We start from the raw sequence: 17,086 nt of genomic DNA on the forward strand, positions 1-17,086 counted from the left end.
AAGGAATTGCACGCCATGACAATCGCCTCTTGCAAGGGCGGTTCCATCGGGACTCCAGGCTTGCTCCGTAAGAGACCGCCGCTCACTTCGGCCCTACCACGACTCCCCAGGGGTATCCCCCGACCTTCACGCTCTTCAGCACTTTCTCGGTCTCCACGTCGATGATCGAGACGTCGTTGGAGACGCCGTTCGTCGAGACCAGAAGCTTCTCGTCGGGCGTGAAGCCGAGCTGCCAGACGCGCTGGCCGACGAGCAGGTATTTCTTGACTTCCATGCTCTCGGTATCGATCACTGCCACGCGATTGGCAGGACCCAAGGCAACGAAGGCCCTCTTGCCGTCCTTGGTCAGCCGCACGCCGACCGGCTGGATTGCCTCCTTCGTGATGCCCGGGATCTGAAAGCCGATTTTCTTGATGATCTGGCGAGCGTCAGGATCGATCACGCTCACCGTTCCTCCCACCTCGGAGGAGACCCATAACCTCTTGCCGTCGGCAGAGAATTCAGCGATCCGCGGCCGCGCATCGACCAACACGTTGGCGACGATCCGATAGCTCGTCGTATCGATGAAGTGGGCCATGTTGGTGGTCTCGGAGGTGTTGACGAGGATCGTCCCGTCCGGGCTGATCCCCATCCCTTCCGGCTCGACCCCAACCGGAACCTCGGCCAGGAGTTTGTTCGTCTCCACGTCCACCACCGTGACCATGTTGTCATCCTCGTTGGCGATGTAGAGCGGGTTCCCCTTCGGGTGCAGGACGAAGAGCTCGGGGTCAGGCCCGGACCTGAGATTGCGTACCACCTTGCCAGTCGCGGTATCCACCACGTCCACGCGGTTGTCGTCGCTGGCGCAGACGTAGAGCCACTTGCCATCGAGGCTCAGGGTGATGCCTCGCGGGCGGCGGCCTACCTTCCAGGTGGCGACGACGGCGAGCTTGTCCGAGTCGATCACCGAGACGGTGTTGTCCTTCTCGTTCGAGACATAGATCGGATAGGCGCCTGCATCTGCGGCTGCGCCCAGCCAGGCCAGCCCTAGGACAGTGAGCATTGTCCTCCGGCCGGCGAAACTCCACGACATGGCGATCCTCCCCTTCTCATTGGAGTTTGCAGGCGGTTTCCGGCTGATCGAAGCCAAGAGTGTCGAGCGGGGTGCGCTGGTGCAGGAAGCCTTGCTCTGGGGCAACCGAGACGAGAAAGCGGGGCTGCACGAGGAGCAGCGGCTGGCGGAGCTGCTGGTCCCATGGCCGGAAGGTCAGCGAGACCCCCTTGTAGGCCGGGAGGCCAAACTCCGCTCCCCTGATGAACTGTCTCAGCGTGCCGGGATCGGCCGCCTTCGTCTGGGTGACGGCCTCCCCGATCGTCCGCACTGCCATCCAGACCTGGTAGTCGAGGGGACGCATCGCTCGATTGGCCGTTCGACGGAAGCGGGTCTGTGCCTGCGCCGCCCCCCAAACCTCGAATGTCGGGTGCCATGTGGTTGGAGTCAGACCCTGGGTGCCCACGACGAGTCGCGGATCCCAGGTTCGATAGGTGAGGTAGTCGCCGAAGTCGCCCGCCTCGTCGGCCACGACGACGATGTCGTAGTCGAGGTTCTGGGTGAAGGTAAGCGCCCCGGCCGTGGTCGGGCTGTCGGCCTTGGCGCGAGCCAGAGGGCCGAACTCCCAGGGCTTCTCTGCCGCGATCACGAGCCCGAACTTGCGGGCCGCTCGCTTCATGGCGTCGGCAAAGAGCTGATCACCCGGCTGCGGGCCGACAACCAGGAAGAGCCGACGCCAGCGCTTGAAGGCGAGGAACTGGGCCAGGGCTTCCGTCAGCATGGCGCGGCTCGGGACCATGTGGAAAATGTTGGAGCGGCAATCGGCGCCGCGGAGGCGGTCGTCGGTTGCGTTGACATTGAACAGCAGCACGTTCTCGCCCTTGAGCCCATCTGCGATGGCCAGAAGCTCGGCAGCCGGCAGATTGACCGCCAGGAACCTGACACCGCGTTCGACGAGGGATCGCGCGGCCGCAGCCGCATCCTGCCCGTCTTCGAGAGTCTCCTCCTCGAGGGCGTATCGTTGTCCCGTGAACTGCCCGGTCGTGTTGTTGTCGCGCACCGCCAGGCGTCCGCCCGCCAACCCCTCGTCCTCGGGTATCGGATCGAACTCGTATAGCGGGGGCGGTGGCTGCTGCCGGGTGATCAGCGCGATGCGGATATCGACTGGCTGCGGGGTCTGCGCCCATGCCGGGAGGGCGACTGCGGCTAAGGCCACGGCAGCGCCCAAGATCATCAGGCATGCTGCTTGATGAACCCACAGGTATTGCCTTGCGCGAAGCGGTACCATGGGATGGTGCCCTGTTCACACGAGGCCGAAGTGCATAGCCGTGAAAACGCAGTACCTGACGCACTACCGCTTCGGCTGGTGAGGAAAATTAGCGCATAAAGGCTACGCTGAACAAGGCTTTGAGACCTCACATTCCTATCAACAGGTCATTTCCGGAAGATGACGCTCAGGTTATTGGCCGGCATCGGAATGCGCTCAGCGAGGCTCAAGCCATTGGCTTGGCCAAGTTCGACGACCTCCTCGAGATCGCGCACACCCCATTCCGGATTGCGCCGTCTCAGATCCCTATCGAAGGCAGCATTGCTCGGTGCCGTGTGCGCGCCGGCCTCCCTGTAGGCCCCATAGAGATAAAGCACGCCGCCCGGCTGGAGCACCCGCCCTGCTCCGGCCATCAATCCCTGCGTCGACCGCCAGGGGCTGATGTGAACCATGTTGATCGCCACCATTGCGTCGGCCTGTCCAACGGGCCATTCGGGAGCGGCGGCATCGAGCCGGATGGGCGGCCGAAGGTTGGCCAGCCCTGAGATCGCCCGATGGGCAGCGATGCTCCTCAGGGCCAGTTCGTCCTGATCCGAAGGCTGCCAGGTCAACCCTGGGAATGCGGACGCAAAATACACGGCATGCTCGCCGGTGCCGCTGGCGATCTCCAGAACAATCCCTGTCGGCGGGAGGGCCCTGCGCAGCACAGCGAGGATCGGATCCCGGTTACGGGCCACAGAAGGTGAAGCCTGGGCATCTTGTGAGGAGAATGTCGTCATCGAGGATATACATATCGCAGCTCGGGGCCCGCGGTGCAATTTTCCATGCGCCCGATTCGACCGAGTTCGCCGCAGCGCCGCGGCAGCGCTGCCGGAGAAGAGGTCGAGGCGGCGCGCCGAGACCATGGACGTCTCTTGCCGGGAGGCAAAGATGATCGACACCCCGCTCAAGGACAATTTCGATGGCTTGGGAGCATCACGCTACAATGCCGGGGTAAGGCAGCACTGGGGTCTGATCCAGGAGGGAAAAATGGGCGAGTGGAAAACGGTCTATGCGGATGAGGTCGAGGGGCGCTGGGTCATACTCAAGGTCTACGAGACCGAGATTGACGAGGATGGAGACAAAGGTGTGGCCGTTCGAGCAACCGTGGCACCCGGCAGGACCGCGGAGCAAGACAATGAGCAAAAGCCGCCGACCGAAGCAGATGCGGAAGACAGCTCGATCACGCTTGATCCTGATCAGGTTGGGGATCTCGAAGAAGAGTTGGTTGAGATCGGCTTCAGCGCTGAGGCGGCGGCGCGTATCGTTGGCAAGGTCCCGGTTTGACCTCCTTGGCTGCGGCGGAAAGGAAAGCAGGCATCACTGCCCACCCTTGTCCCCGAGGCCAAGCAGCCAAGGCAGCGGATCTAAGCGCTTTCCATGACAGGAGAACGATGCACAATTGATCGAAATACAGCATTGAAACATCGAACAAAATCGCTTCATGTATCGTTATGCGTGGCAGCCACGCAAAAGCAATTTGCTCCGTGTGGCGGCGCACATCGGATGCCGCACAGTGAGCGTACACGAATAACCAGTATCATTGTCCGATGTGGGCGATTTTCCGGAGTGCTGCTCAAGCTGAGCGCGATATTCCCCATGTCCGCCGCGAGGCAGTCAATCCAACTCATCGGTACATAAGGAGTATGATCATGCGCACCTTCGCTATGCTCCTTTCCGCTTTTGCCATCACGTGCATCACGGGCTCCGCAAACGCCGCTGAACTCGCGCCGACTGAGGGCTTGAGTATCAAGCTCGCCAATGTGGCGGGCAATGCCTACTACACCGTTGAAAGGGATGGTTACCGGGTGGTGGCGACCCTGGCCTCCGGCGAGGACGCGACACCTGTTCGGTTCATCGCAACCCTTCTATCCGGTCAGAAAGTCGTTGTGTCGATACCGCGAGCTTTCGGACAAAACGCAATTGAGCTTGAGATCAAGCGCATTGAGGATCGTGTGTTCGTGAGCGGCGACAAGCAGCTTAGCAGCCTGGATCAGTGATCAGGTCTTCGGCGGCCGACTCGCCACGATGCATCGCCTCCCGACCCCAATTCACGATGTCACATGGGCGCAACCATGCACAGAGTGGGTGTACAGAGATGGCGCGCCGCATGCGCGCTCATCCCGATTGCTGGTTGGGTCCCGCTCCAGGCAGCTGCACAAGCGATGAAGGGCGAGGATGGGCGCTACTACGCTGAGAACGGCGAGCCGACCTATCGCGTAGCGCAGGGCGGACAGGTGGATTGGTATACGTTCGACGGCTATCGCCGCTATCACGCGGCGTGTCATATGTGCCATGGCCCGAGTGGCGAGGGCAGCACGATCGCCCCACCTCTGTTGGTCCCTCTGAAAGCAATGGACTACGCGACCTTCCAGGACATCGTCATTCACGGTCGGCAGACGGTAGGCCCAGCCCAGCAATGGGTTATGCGGGCGATGGGAGAGGATCAGAATGTCGTGTGCTATCTACCCGACATCTTTGTCTACCTGAAGGCCCGTTCCGACGGCGCTCTGGGGCCGCTCAGGCCCGACAATCATCAACCCAAACCGGGGCCGCGGCTTTGAACGCGGCTGTTTGCCGAGAAGCCGGTAGGCCATGGCGATGAACCGGACCTGCGCCAAATGCAGGCCGCAGTGAAGCCATAGCCGACTCGAACTCACCCATCGCGTTCACGACCCCAGTCAGCAGGCTGGCTTGGACATACTCATGCCGTCAATGCTCATGATGCTGCGTTTGGGCGTTCTGTGGTCCAAGGACAAGCCGGGCCGAAGTGATTGAAACAAGCCGAGCCGGATTGGCAAGGGTCGGAATGGGTCAAAGTGTAACGTAGAGCGTGACCAATTAAGGTCCGCTTAGACCACTGACGCTGAAATTGAGATCGTGACCACCATGAGCTGAACCACGCTCCCAAAATGGCTTGAGGGGGTTGTAAGATTACTGAAACGAACACCCCTCGCGTGAGTTCTCGATGAGCAACCGCCAAATTGCCGCTCGCAGCTCGAACGACAGTTGCAGGCTATCGGGTTCCTTATCCGTGTTCAGAGCTGACAGGAATACACTCAGAAGGCGGACAGACTTGTCCTACGGGCAAGAACTTCAGAAGGTCGACGTTGGAGTCGGCCGAGGCCAGATCGGTTCTCGACATAGCCCGCTAGGGTCCGGCTATGGGTGTTTTGCTAGGGGGCGGAAAACTTCACCTTGAGCGTGACCGTTCGCCCGCGCACGCCGGCTCAAGTTCAGTTAGAACCAACGCAAGTTGAACTTACAGTGATGTCATAAATGAAGACATTACTGTCAGCTCGTACGGTCTAAGGCTAGGCTGTGACTGCTACAATCATGCTGGTAGATTTGAGCTTTGAAAGTGCCAAATCTACTAAGCGGTCATGAAATAGGCGTAGCTTCCTCTCAGCAGATTGTGAGCCTTCCTGGCCAAGTCTGAAGACCATTCCGTACATCCTCTACGGTGGGCCTAACATGGCGATGACAAACAAGCCAGTCGACCGTGGCTAGCAACTCCATTGCCAATGGTGATTGGAAGCCATCGATTGCCTCAGTTGTTGCTTCCAAAGCCTGCCGATAACCTTTCGCCTCGGGGAAAGTGAGATATGCCGAAAACCTTTTCCTTCTTGCTATCTTCTAACCAGATAACGTCCAGAGGGCCAGCGTCCGCCAACCGCTTCTCGCAGTGTAGATAGCTGCCATCCAGCGCATTCAGAAGATGTGTTAGTCTCGGTGCATATGGACCAAACTTGTTTGCCTCGAAGCGGAGATCGAGAGGATTGTCGAGATTAGTTGTTGCGATGCTTCCCTCTAAGGAATACGCAAGTTTTTGGATTTCCAATAAGGTGCATTCGATGCCTAGAATCCAATAAGGGTGCACAAGTTCTGCCACTGACGCTCGTGCGGGGGTCGGCTTTTCTACACTAGAGCGCTTTGCGACGTTCTGGTACTTGGAAGTTGCCTCGTGTACGATGATCTCCACATCCGGGAGATCACCAAGATCAGATTCGATACGCGGACGCCCTTCGCTCCAGTCAAGTCCACCATTGCCGCTTCCAAGCGGAGGTAGAGCAACTGAGCGGATCTTATATTCAACGATAATGCGCTTTGCGCCTCTCTCAGGGGTATCCCTGGCCCGTTTCGACCGCCCCCTTGTGGTGAAAATTCGAGATAAGGCAACAAAGCAAAGGCAGACGGTTTGCCAATTACATGAGATCCTTTCTCTCCACGCTGTTCGCTTGGGGCGCTGAGCGCGGATACCTGAAGGGCAACCCTGCCGAGAAGATCAAAGGCATTCGCCGTCCTCGAGGTATGCCGGACGCAAACCGGCCATAGAGCGACAGTGAGCGCGAGGCCGTCCTGGCGTCCGTGCCGGCCCACATGAAGTCTGCCATTGCTCTGATGATGTTCACAGGGCTTGGACCAACGGATGCTCTCACCCTCCCCCGCTCTTTCTGGAGAGCCGGTCTTCTGGCCGGCCCCTGCCCCGCTCGTGGAGATTCTGAACGAAACACGCTTTCATTCAGCGATTATCCTTTGCGCCAACTCCGCGGGCGTGCCGTGGACGGACAGCGGCTTTCGGGCCTCTTGGCGCAAGGTGACGCTGCAGCTCGAAAGGGATGGCGAGATCGGCTCTGGCCCTCCTCTCGACGGCCTGCGGCATACGGTGGCCGTGATTCTCAGAGAGATGGGCCGCAGCGAACGCGACATCGCGGATGCCCTCGGCCAGAAGACGATCGAGATGGCCAGGCACTACGCCAAAGGGGCCGATCTGCGGCCGAAGATGCGCAGCATGGTCAAGGATTTCGAGTTCGAGCTGAACAAACGGCGGACAAAGATTGTCAAACCCACTGCCTGAAGGTGTCAAACCCTCTGCCTTAACAGCACAGATGGAGCAGAGAAGGTGAGCAACCATGAAAGCTTAGTTGGCGATCCCGGGAAGACTCGAACTTCCGACCTTCGGTTTAGGAATTGGTGATCTAGGGTTCACGAAGCCCAACGGAACATCACTACCCATAACAGCTATGTATCTGAAGGTTCTATGTTTTTCATGTTTTGATGTGGTACGTTGAGTACACAGGATAACGGACCATACCCCTTGGTTTTGATTACCCTGGGTTTACCCGAAGACAGGGGTACTTATGCCGAAGCCAGGGAATGTATTGCGAGTGTACCCGGTAGATGCCGGGGTAGAGACGGCTACAGGAACACAGCTGACTTTGGTGCAAGCTGCCGCATTGGACTTCGATGAACCTGTAGCCCGCCGGGCGCTGAAACCCCTTACAGCCGCAGCTGTGGCGCGGTATCAGCCGACGGCTAAGCGCCGCGAGATACCTGATGGCGGCTCACAGGGCCTCCGGCTGGTTATCCAGCCGAGCGGTGCAAAATCTTGGGCTATGCGCTTCCGCCGCCCCAATGGAAAAACAGCAAAGATTACACTTGGCCCTGTCGATCTATCCGGAACTGAAACTCCTACGGAGCCAGTCTTAGGTGGGCCGCTTACCTTGGCAGCAGCACGCCGTCTAGCAGCTGAGCTTCAGCGGCAGCGCGCCATCGGCCGGGATGTAGCCTCTGACTGCGTAACATTGAAGCGACAGCATCGTACGGCTGCACGGGTGCGTTCAGAGAATACATTTTCCAGCGCGGCCCAGCAGTTTGTGAAGGAACACGCGAGTGCCAAGACGCGCCGCTGGAAGGAGACGGCTCGGCTGCTTGGATTGAGCCCTCTGGATCTTGAAACCATACCGGGCGGATTGGCGGATCGTTGGCACGACAAGCCCATCACAGAGATCAGCACCGACGATGTCTATGCCTTGGTGGATGAAGCTCGGCGGCAAGGCATTCCAGGCATAGGCCGGCGCAACACAGGTCTGTCTGAAGCGCGAGCCCGTGCCATGTTCTCCTGCCTATCGAAAATGTTTGCCTGGTTAGTCGGCCACCGGCGGACCAAAACTAATCCGTGTATCGGCATTTCTCGTCCGGCAGCGCCTCCTGCCCGGGAACGTGTACTTAGTGATTCGGAGATCCGCTGGTTTTGGAGAGCGTGCGACACACTCGGCAGCCCATTCGGCCCGTTACTGAAGATCCTGTTGGTGACAGGCGCGCGGCTAAATGAAGTCGCACAGATGACCCGTCATGAGCTTTCGGAAGATGGCTCTACTTGGATGCTATCGGGAGCCAGGACCAAGAACAGGCGCTCGCATACCCTCGTATTGCCTCAACTCGCACAGGAGATCCTAGGGGAGGTCAAGGTCATCTCCAGCGAAGCAGCCATTCTCTTTTCCACCAATGGCCGCACACACGTGTCAGGCTTCAGCAAAATGAAGGCGCGGCTCGACCGTGAGATGCAAGCCTTGGCCGGCAAAGAGATTCCGCAGTGGCGCTTGCATGATCTGCGCCGAACGGCAGCAACTGGTATGGCCCGCGCTGGAGCTGATCTCCATGTGATTGAACGTGCATTGAATCATGTGTCGGGAAGCTTTGGCGGGATTGTCGCCGTTTATCAACGACACAAATTTGAGGTGGAGGTGAAGGACGCACTCGGGGCATGGTCACGCCTGCTTTGCAGCATCGTGAACACAGAGCAGGAGATTTGAATGCCAACAGACAAGCTACTTTCCCGCGCTGAATTGCTGCGGCGTGGCGAAAAATACGGCATAGATTCCAACGATCTTGCGAAAATTCTTGACAAGATGGATCGCGCAAGAGCGGCGCACGATAGATCGCAGGCGGCTCACGGGAAAGATGCAAGAAAATGGGCACGTGCCTTGGACAGCAGCATACACCGTCTGAGGAATATATATAATGCGCGCCCGTCAGCACTCAATGACGCACCGGCTCTATCGGAGCCTATAAAGCAGTTGGAGAAAGCACGGGTGCTTCTCTCACCACTTGTGGAGCTTGGCAAGCCAAAACCCAACGAACACATCAAACATCTAGCAGCACAGGCAGCAATGTCTTTTGCCTCTGAGCTTGAGAGCCGTCGGGGCTCGAAGCGCAAATCCAAGAAAACAGCTGGGCCAGACCTCGAGGTTTGGACTGAGATTGCTGCTATTATCTACGGAACCGGTCGGGCAGCCGATGTGAGCCGAGCCTGCCGAACGGTGCGGGATTCATACACGGATCAGATGCGATATCTCGAGCAGAATCCCGAAAGGCCTCATGCAATGGTTGTCTATAGCTTCGATTGAATTTGCAGCAGAGATAGGCACGTAAATATCTGAGGCACTGTGCATATGCATTCGAGCGGCACCATCTGTCAGTTGAAAAGGCGCTTCAACCATCGCCTGTGCTGCTGTCAGGTAGTGTTCACGTCTCCACGACATAAAGCTCCAAACCACCCAGCATAGATGGCTGAAATCTAGCACGATATCAGCGCCTTGCTGCCGCTCCGCGCCGATGCGAAACCAGGAGATAAATATTTCCGGTTCTGCATCGAGCACGCAGTTATAAAGGCTTTGCATCGTTTTAACGAGGAGCCTCAAGTAATGGATGGTGAATGGTTGACAGGTACCCAGGTTGCGCGTCGCTTCGGGATCTCATCGATGTCGCTTTGGCGATGGATGCATGATCCTAAGCTAGGCTTCCCTATCCCAACACGAATTCGCGAGCGCAATTATTGGCGCTTGTCCGAAATCATCGAATGGGAGCGGCACACCGCAGCTAAAGCGTCTCTTAGCAAAAGCTGAATCATTTTTCCGGCTCAATGCTGAACGGTTGATACCGTTCATATCTGGATCTGCAGCCCAGCCTCTATAAACAATCGAGATCGACATGAACGACCACCGCAGCAAGTGGGCGAACGGCACCGCTTTGCATCATTGCATCCCCGCGATGCATCTAGATTTCTTCAACTGTAGGATCAGCATCAAAATCATTGCGGAGAAGTCAGCACTGGTGAGAGCGAAGCAATGACTCAGGCACTCTCGGCCAGCGTTATCGCAACGGCGCTCGGAAAAGCTCGTCGCAAGAACAACTATTTCACCTGCTGCTGTCCGGCTCACAACGACAGACATCCGTCTTTCACAATCAGTGATACCGATGACGGTGGGATACGGTTCAAATGCTTCACAGGTTGCACGCGCGAACAGATCAAAGCTGCCCTTGAGGCACGGGGCCTGTGGCCAAACGCAAGAGATAGTGCGCGTCATGACACCTTCCGCCCACTTCAGGAGAACAGTGATAAACAATACATAGCCCTATCACCACTCCCGCCTGATACTCCCAACCCGTTCGTTGCAATGATGGACCAGGGGCTGATCGATTCCTGCTACTTCTATTTCGATCAAGACGGACGAGGTCTAGGCGCGGTTACGCGCAAGAATAAGCCAAGTGGGAAGCAGATCCTCCCCTATATTTATGTAGAGTACGAGAGTGGTGAACGCCAATGGATCCCCGGATCCTTTCCGAAGCCATGGCCTCTGTATGGTCTCCGTGAGCTGACCCATCGACCCAACGCTCCCGTTCTGATCGTTGAAGGCGAAAAGTCGGCGGATGCTGTACATAAGCATATTCTGAGTCATGTCCCGATCGCGTGGCCTGGAGGCTCCAGTGCAGTCGATCAGATCGACTGGAGCCCCTTACGTGGCCGTGACATCATCCTCTGGCCGGATGCAGATAGAGCCGGACGAGGAGCCATGGAAAAGGTAAGAGCGCAGGCTATCGCGGCAGGCGCACAGAGCGTCCGCTGTGTCCAGCTTCCACCTCACCTGCCGGAGGGCTGGGACCTCGCGGACGAAATACCTGATGGTCTCGATGTCCAACAACTACTTCGGGAGGCCGCCGATGTCGGAGGGCGGCTGAGGCGCCATATCCAGTCTGCTCGGGAGGTTTCGGTGCTCAACCTTCCGCCGAAAAGCTACCTGGTTGACAACTGGCTTCCACGGGGCGGCTTGGCAATGGTCTGGGCGGCGCGTGGCCTTGGAAAGACTTGGTTCTGCCTTGAGCTTGCCGTTTGCGTGGCGGAAGGCGACGACTTTCTTGCCTATGGGATTCCTAGCCCAGAGACGGTTCTGTACGTCGATGGCGAGATGCCACTGGTCGACATCAAGGAGAGACTTAACCAGCTCCGATCGGAACTGCCAGAGAACCTCCATATTCTATCGTCGGAGCGCCTCTTCGCGAATGACACACCTCTTAACATCAATGATGAGGCCGACCAGCAGCGCATTATCGACGCAGTCGAAGACATGACGCGGGAGGGCATTCGCCCATCACTGATTATCTTGGATAATCTGTCATCACTGGCTGCCGGACTGGACGAGAATGATAATTCGGCTCTGGATAGAATTCTGAAGTTCCTCCGTCAGCTCCGGCACGGAGGAGTCACGGTTCTGCTCGTGCATCATGCCAATAAGACAGGTGACCAGCGGGGAGCATCGCGTCGTGAAGATCTGTTGGATACGTCAATCAAGCTTGTGCTGCCTACGAAGGACCAAGCCGCACCACACGACGGCGGGCACTTCGTGATGGAATTTACGAAAACCCGGGGGCGCACACCAAAACCGAGCAAGCTTGAGATCAAACTCGTGCCCAAACCCGGAGGGCTTGTGGGACTCTCGTGGTGTCAGGATCGCGTGATCTCACCTCTTGATCACATCCTGCGTGTGATTGCGAAAGAACGCCCGAGAACACAGGCGGAGCTCGTGGCCAAGCTCGGGCGTGTAAAAAGCACAATAAGCAAAGACTGCACGAAGCTTGAAAAGCAGGGCCTTATCACGCGGCAGCCAATCGCATTGACCCCGAATGGCAGGAAGCGTGCACTCGACGTCTTTCCGGATTTATATAGCATCCTCGCTGAACAAGACGATGTTCCCTTCTAAGGTTCTCTAGAAAAGGCAAGTGTTTCCAGTTTCCCCGCCTAGCGGGGGAAACTGAAACCGCCCCTGAAACACGGGTTTCCAACCTCTCTGAAACATACTCTCATGCGCGGGAAAGTTTACAGGTAGCGGGTGTATTTCAGATAATCGGTTCGTATGTCGCGGGTGGCAGCTATTCAAGCGGGTCAATAACTTTTCGAAATTTTTATAATAAGCGGGTCGATGGCTGTATCTTGGCCTAAAGGGCAAGCCGTGAAACAAGGCCCCTTAAGGGGGGCGATCCTTCCTCAAGGGCAATCCTGGTGAAATGATTTTTTGTCGTACCCCTCTGACCAGAACAAGCTCCCGCTTCGAGGAGAATCCCTTCGACGGGCAATGACGCAATAATTTTGCGGGCTGGCTATCACGAAAGGCCTATCAATGTTTCGCTTCTAAATCTGTGCGTGAGCGGCCGCCGTTGTTGTCGGTTCTTGTACCCTGCTTAGCCTGAGTTAGCCTCCGGCTCACGTAGGCGCTGCCGCTTTAGAAGCTCATCGTTATTGCTAGTGGCAGCCCAAAAAGAGAGAGGCGCCATTAAGTTCGCCGCTTCGAAGACCAAGTTCTCGTCTTAACATGAAGCTGCGCTGCCGATGGTGGAGCTACTAATACCCAGTACGCTGCTCCCATTTTTAAATTGACTTATTTTCCTAATACTTAGGTCTTGGGATAGCAACAAGGAGCTGCGTGGGGGTAACAATGGGGTTTCAGAATAATATGGGTTTGCCCACATGGTATACTATAGCGTTTTGACAGCCCGCGAATGGGGAGTAAAAGATTTACCGGGTGACAACACCACAACCCATCTCCGAGGAACTCAACTTTAAGATGTAGGTTCGGGCAGTTACGAATATGCTGCTGAGCAGAATTATCTCGCCATGCTTCAAAGAGAATTCCACCTTTCAATTCTGACAGGATCTCAGCAAAATTCCCGGGCCAGCGAGCTCAATCGGGCCTTTGGAATTTGAGCCCTCTCCCAACAACAGCACGGCACATCGATGCTTATCTCCTGTACACAATCCAGGAGAAATGGCAGAAGGTTGTAACAATCGAGGCGTTAATGATTTTTGTGTCAGCATACATTCTTTCAATCGAAGGCAGTTGGGTGAGACCACAGCGAATGTCGCAGGAGCTTTCTACCTGTATGGGCTCTCGGGCTGAAGCGGTATTCTTAATATTAGTGCCTTCTATGTGAGGTCGGAACCCACAGATCAAACATCCCGAAAAGGGAGATGGCCATAAACAATGACTCCAGAAGCGTTTATCAGCAAATGGCAATTCTCTACCTTGAAAGAGAGCTCCGCAGCACAGTCCCACTTCAACGATCTGTGCCAACTGCTGAATGTTCCCAGTCCTACCGACGCTGACCCTAAGGGTGAGTGGTACTGTTTCGAACGTGGCGCCTCCAAAACCGCGGGCGGCGAAGGCTGGGCGGACGTTTGGATGCGCGGCCACTTCGGGTGGGAATACAAAGGCAAGAAAAAGGACCTCCGCACAGCGTATGCCCAGCTGCAGCAGTATTCAATTGCACTAGAAAATCCGCCACTATTAATAGTGTGTGACATGGAGAGCTTTGTCATACACACGAATTGGACAAATACTGTCTCTGAAATACATGTAATCCGAAACGAAGAGCTTGTTGATCCTGATAAAAGGCAAAAGCTTAAATGGGCATTTACGGATCCCGAGCGACTAAAGCCAAGCACTAGTGTTCAGTCTATCACTCGCGATGCTGCAGATACCTTTGCGTCACTGGCAGTTAGGCTGATTGAGCGCGGCCATGATTCTCAAGAGGTGGCTCACTTTGTAAACCGCCTTGTGTTCTGCATGTTCGCAGAAGATATCGATCTTCTCCCTCGGAGGCTTTTTAACCAGATTTTGGATCGGTCCGTTCAACGGCCAGATGTTGCTCAACAGATGTTCACGCAGCTTTTCTCGGCAATGAAGAGCGGTGGGTTGTTTGGCGTTGAGGAAATTGAGTGGTTCAATGGGGGATTGTTTGATGACTCAGCGGCGCTTCCACTCACAATACGCGATCTCCAGGACGTGCGTTCAGCTGCTGCCTTGGATTGGTCAGGAATTGATCCGTCAATCTTCGGCACTCTGTTTGAACGAGGCCTTGATCCCATAAAGAGGAGCAAGCTGGGCGCCCACTACACTGATCCTGAAAAGATTTGGATGATAGTAGAGCCAGTCGTCATTCAGCCTCTTTGGAGAGAGTGGATTCGTGTAAAGGAAACTATTTCGAAAAGCCGCACTTCCGAGAAGAAGAAGCGCGAACTTTACTATGGCTACCTTGAAAACCTACGAAACTTCAGGATTTTAGATCCAGCGTGCGGATCAGGCAACTTTCTTTATATCGCTCTTCTTGCACTTAAAGATCTTGAACACCGGGTCAACCTGGAAGCGGAGAGCCTGGGGTTGGGCCGACAGTTTCCAAGCGTCGGTCCGGAAGTCGTGCAGGGCATTGAGATCAATCCCTATGCAGCAGAGCTGGCGCGCATAACCGTTTGGATTGGAGAGATCCAGTGGATGCAGAAGAATGGTTTCGATCTAAATAGACGACCTATTCTGCGAGCGCTGAAGAACATCGAATGCCGTGACGCGCTCTTGAATGAGGATGGCATGCCGGCTGATTGGCCTTCGGCTGATGCGACAATCGGCAATCCACCGTTTCTTGGTGACAAGCGCATGCTTCAGGTGCTTGGTAATGAGTATGTCGAAAAGCTAAGGGCTGCGTACTCTTCCAGAATCCCTCCAAGCGCTGATTTTGTCGTATATTGGCTTGAAAAGGCACGAGAGCGCATCGGGCAAGGGAAGCAGATATCAGCTGGCTTCGTCACAACACAAGCTGTTCGGAGAGGCGCAAGCAATGTCGTTCTAAAACGCATTGCTGAGACTGGGCGGATTTTCGAGGCGTGGTCAGATGAGGCATGGATCGTCGACGGCGCAGATGTACGTGTATCCATAATCTGCTTCGATAAGGGTTCAGAAGGACCAGTACGCCTCAATGGAAAGCCTGTAGAAACGATCTTCCCCAATCTGTCTACCGGAAGCGCAGATCTAAGCGGAGTTTCGCGGCTCGAGTCTAATAAGGGAGTTGCGTTTCAAGGGACTAGCAAAGTTGGCCCATTCGACATTGACGGCGACACCGCGCGGGGATGGCTTAGGCTACCAGTGAACCCGAATGGTCGACCAAATTCGGATGTTGTACGTCCATGGCTAAATGGCTCAGATTTAGTTGGACGTCCAACAGATAGATGGATCATAGATTTCGGCGTATCGATGAGCGAGGAAGAGTGCGCTCTGTATGAGGCACCATTCGAATTCGTGCGGCTGCATGCCAAACCGTTTCGAAATGAATCTCGGCGGGAAGGATATAGAAGATACTGGTGGCGCCACGGTGAAGCACGCCCGGGAATGCGACGCGCATTGGCAGGTCTGGAGCGCTACATCGCAACGCCTCGTGTATCGAAGTATCGCATCTTCACGTGGGTCGATTCTGCCATTGTTCCTGACACGCGTCTGACAGTAATTGCCCGTGAGGATGATCTGACATTTGGGGTTCTACAGTCGCGAATCCATGAGGTCTGGTCTGTACATAAAGGTGGATGGCACGGGGTCGGTAACGATCCTCAGTACACTGCAACTGAGGGATTTGAGACATTCCCATTCCCGGAAGGACTTGAACCCAAAGTTCAAGTTCGAGATCTATACCGTGCCCCAGAATCTCACGCGATTTCAGAAGCAGCTTCTCGACTGTATCAGCTTCGGCAAAGTTGGCTATTTCCGCCCAATTTGGTGAAACGTGTTTCTGAGGTCGCACCAGAACTACCTGATCGGTTGATTCCTGTTGATGCAGCAGCTGAGCTGCAGTTGAAGAAACGGACTTTGACTAACCTTTATAATGTCAATCCAGCTTGGCTCGCCAATGCTCATCGTACACTCGATGAAGCAGTGTTTGCCGCATATGGTTGGCCCAGTGATCTTAGTGACGATGAAATACTGAACCGCCTTAATGTACTGAACAAGAAGGCAAGCAGCAGAACACAGGCGAGTGCTTCACCTGACGATATCTCACATGATGATGAGGAGCTAATCTTTGACTAGGCAGCGGACTCATAACTGCGGATCCAAATGCGAGCTGAGATTAGCTTGATGGCAGCCATGAAGTTCTCCGGGTTTTTGTCGTATCGCGCGGCGATGGCGCGGAACTGTTTGAGCGTGTTGAAGAAGCGTTCGACGAGATTTCTGTAGAGATACAGAAAGGCGCTGAAGACAAACGCGTCCTTACGGTTGCTCTTGGGCGGGATGTTAGCCCAGACGTCCTGCTCTTGAGCTTGATCACGAATGGCGTTGCCGTCGTAAGCCTTGTCGGCCAGCAGGGTCGCGCCCGGCTTCAGGTTGGCCAGCTGCCCCTCGGCTGCGGTGCCGTCATGGGCTTGGCCCTGTGGGAGAGCAATGCGGATCGGGCGGCCTTCGGCATTCCACCAAGGCATGGATCTTCTTCATCAGGCCGCCACGGGAGCGTCCCATGCCACTATCTCGATCCTCTTTTTACCCGTCGCACCATCCTGATGGACACGAACGCACGAGCTGTCGATCATGAAGAGATCGCCGTCGTAAGCGGCTGACACCGCGTCCAGGATCCGGTCCCACCCGCCGGCCTCCCGCCAGCGCACGAACCGATTGTGGCAGACCGTAGAGGACCCATACCGCTCGGGAATGTCGCGCCAGGGTAGCCGGTGCGGAAGCGCAAGAGGATACCGTTGAGCACCCGCCGGTCGTTCACCCGCGGTACGCAGCGCGGCTTGTTGGGCAGCAACGGCTTGATGAACTTCTGCACGAAGTCAGTCAGCTCATGACGGCGCATCACATCCTCTCATGACCGGGAGG

General features: G+C 56.1%; 14 protein-coding genes and 2 pseudogenes. 11 read left to right on the forward strand and 5 right to left on the reverse strand.

Annotated features, from left to right (window positions below):
* Positions 1-82 precede the first annotated feature (82 nt).
* From JKL46_RS06350 to JKL46_RS06360, 3 genes are all read right to left on the reverse strand, one after another.
* Positions 83-1,042: a YVTN family beta-propeller repeat protein gene (locus JKL46_RS06350; protein WP_246529182.1), complete on the reverse strand. Its 960-nt coding sequence runs from the start codon at positions 1,040-1,042 to the stop codon at positions 83-85.
* A 46-nt stretch (positions 1,043-1,088) separates the two neighbouring features.
* Entirely contained in the window at positions 1,089-2,264 is a 1,176-nt protein-coding gene (locus JKL46_RS06355; protein ID WP_246529175.1) for an ABC transporter substrate-binding protein, read from the reverse strand.
* Between the two features lie 200 nt (positions 2,265-2,464).
* On the reverse strand, positions 2,465-3,076 hold the full coding sequence (locus JKL46_RS06360; protein ID WP_201830961.1) for a DUF938 domain-containing protein: 612 nt from the start codon (positions 3,074-3,076) through the stop codon (positions 2,465-2,467).
* 151 nt (positions 3,077-3,227) lie between these two features.
* On the opposite strand from JKL46_RS06360, the gene JKL46_RS06365 reads away from it, so the two are divergent.
* From JKL46_RS06365 to JKL46_RS06375, 3 genes are all read left to right on the forward strand, one after another.
* Positions 3,228-3,623 carry a hypothetical protein gene (locus JKL46_RS06365; protein ID WP_201830964.1) on the forward strand — a complete coding sequence of 132 codons (396 nt, stop codon included), beginning with the start codon at positions 3,228-3,230 and terminating at the stop codon, positions 3,621-3,623.
* Between the two features lie 365 nt (positions 3,624-3,988).
* Positions 3,989-4,336, forward strand: coding sequence for a hypothetical protein (locus JKL46_RS06370; protein ID WP_201830966.1), 348 nt, complete (start codon positions 3,989-3,991; stop codon positions 4,334-4,336).
* A 75-nt stretch (positions 4,337-4,411) separates the two neighbouring features.
* Positions 4,412-4,900, forward strand: a complete 489-nt coding sequence (locus JKL46_RS06375; RefSeq protein WP_201830968.1) for a c-type cytochrome, methanol metabolism-related — start codon at positions 4,412-4,414, stop codon at positions 4,898-4,900.
* Between the two features lie 986 nt (positions 4,901-5,886).
* On the opposite strand, the gene JKL46_RS06380 is transcribed toward JKL46_RS06375, so the two are convergent.
* Positions 5,887-6,228, reverse strand: a complete 342-nt coding sequence (locus JKL46_RS06380; RefSeq protein ID WP_201830970.1) for a hypothetical protein — start codon at positions 6,226-6,228, stop codon at positions 5,887-5,889.
* A gap of 600 nt (positions 6,229-6,828) precedes the next feature.
* Between JKL46_RS06380 and JKL46_RS06385 the strand changes: the two genes are divergently transcribed.
* The 8 genes and pseudogenes from JKL46_RS06385 (at position 6,829) to JKL46_RS06415 (ending at position 16,300) form a co-directional block, all read left to right on the forward strand.
* On the forward strand, positions 6,829-7,194 hold the full coding sequence (locus JKL46_RS06385; protein WP_201830972.1) for a site-specific integrase: 366 nt from the start codon (positions 6,829-6,831) through the stop codon (positions 7,192-7,194).
* Positions 7,195-7,477: 283 nt separating this feature from the next.
* A pseudogene (locus JKL46_RS36815) lies at positions 7,478-7,894 on the forward strand (Arm DNA-binding domain-containing protein); the annotation flags it as partial.
* A gap of 57 nt (positions 7,895-7,951) precedes the next feature.
* A complete protein-coding gene (locus JKL46_RS35395) occupies positions 7,952-8,932 on the forward strand; it encodes a tyrosine-type recombinase/integrase (protein WP_343074024.1) in 981 nt (326 codons plus the stop codon).
* Entirely contained in the window at positions 8,933-9,526 is a 594-nt protein-coding gene (locus tag JKL46_RS06395; RefSeq protein WP_201830984.1) for a hypothetical protein, read from the forward strand.
* Positions 9,527-9,715: 189 nt separating this feature from the next.
* On the forward strand, positions 9,716-10,024 hold the full coding sequence (locus tag JKL46_RS06400) for a helix-turn-helix transcriptional regulator (protein WP_246529176.1): 309 nt from the start codon (positions 9,716-9,718) through the stop codon (positions 10,022-10,024).
* Between the two features lie 85 nt (positions 10,025-10,109).
* Positions 10,110-10,250: a hypothetical protein gene (locus JKL46_RS06405; protein WP_201830986.1), complete on the forward strand. Its 141-nt coding sequence runs from the start codon at positions 10,110-10,112 to the stop codon at positions 10,248-10,250.
* Complete coding sequence (locus JKL46_RS06410; protein WP_201830994.1) at positions 10,247-12,157, forward strand: AAA family ATPase; 1,911 nt, start codon at positions 10,247-10,249, stop codon at positions 12,155-12,157. Before JKL46_RS06405 ends, JKL46_RS06410 begins: the two co-directional genes overlap by 4 nt.
* A 1,278-nt stretch (positions 12,158-13,435) precedes the next feature.
* Positions 13,436-16,300 carry a class I SAM-dependent DNA methyltransferase gene (locus JKL46_RS06415; protein WP_201830996.1) on the forward strand — a complete coding sequence of 955 codons (2,865 nt, stop codon included), beginning with the start codon at positions 13,436-13,438 and terminating at the stop codon, positions 16,298-16,300.
* On the opposite strand, the pseudogene JKL46_RS06420 reads toward JKL46_RS06415, so the two are convergent.
* Positions 16,297-17,063, reverse strand: a pseudogene (locus tag JKL46_RS06420) (IS5 family transposase). The gene JKL46_RS06415 and the pseudogene JKL46_RS06420 sit on opposite strands and share 4 nt — an antisense overlap.
* Between the last annotated feature and the right edge of the window lie 23 nt (positions 17,064-17,086).

It is taken from the genome of Microvirga zambiensis WSM3693, from assembly GCF_016735695.1.
Taxonomy (GTDB): Bacteria; Pseudomonadota; Alphaproteobacteria; order Rhizobiales; family Beijerinckiaceae; genus Microvirga; species Microvirga zambiensis.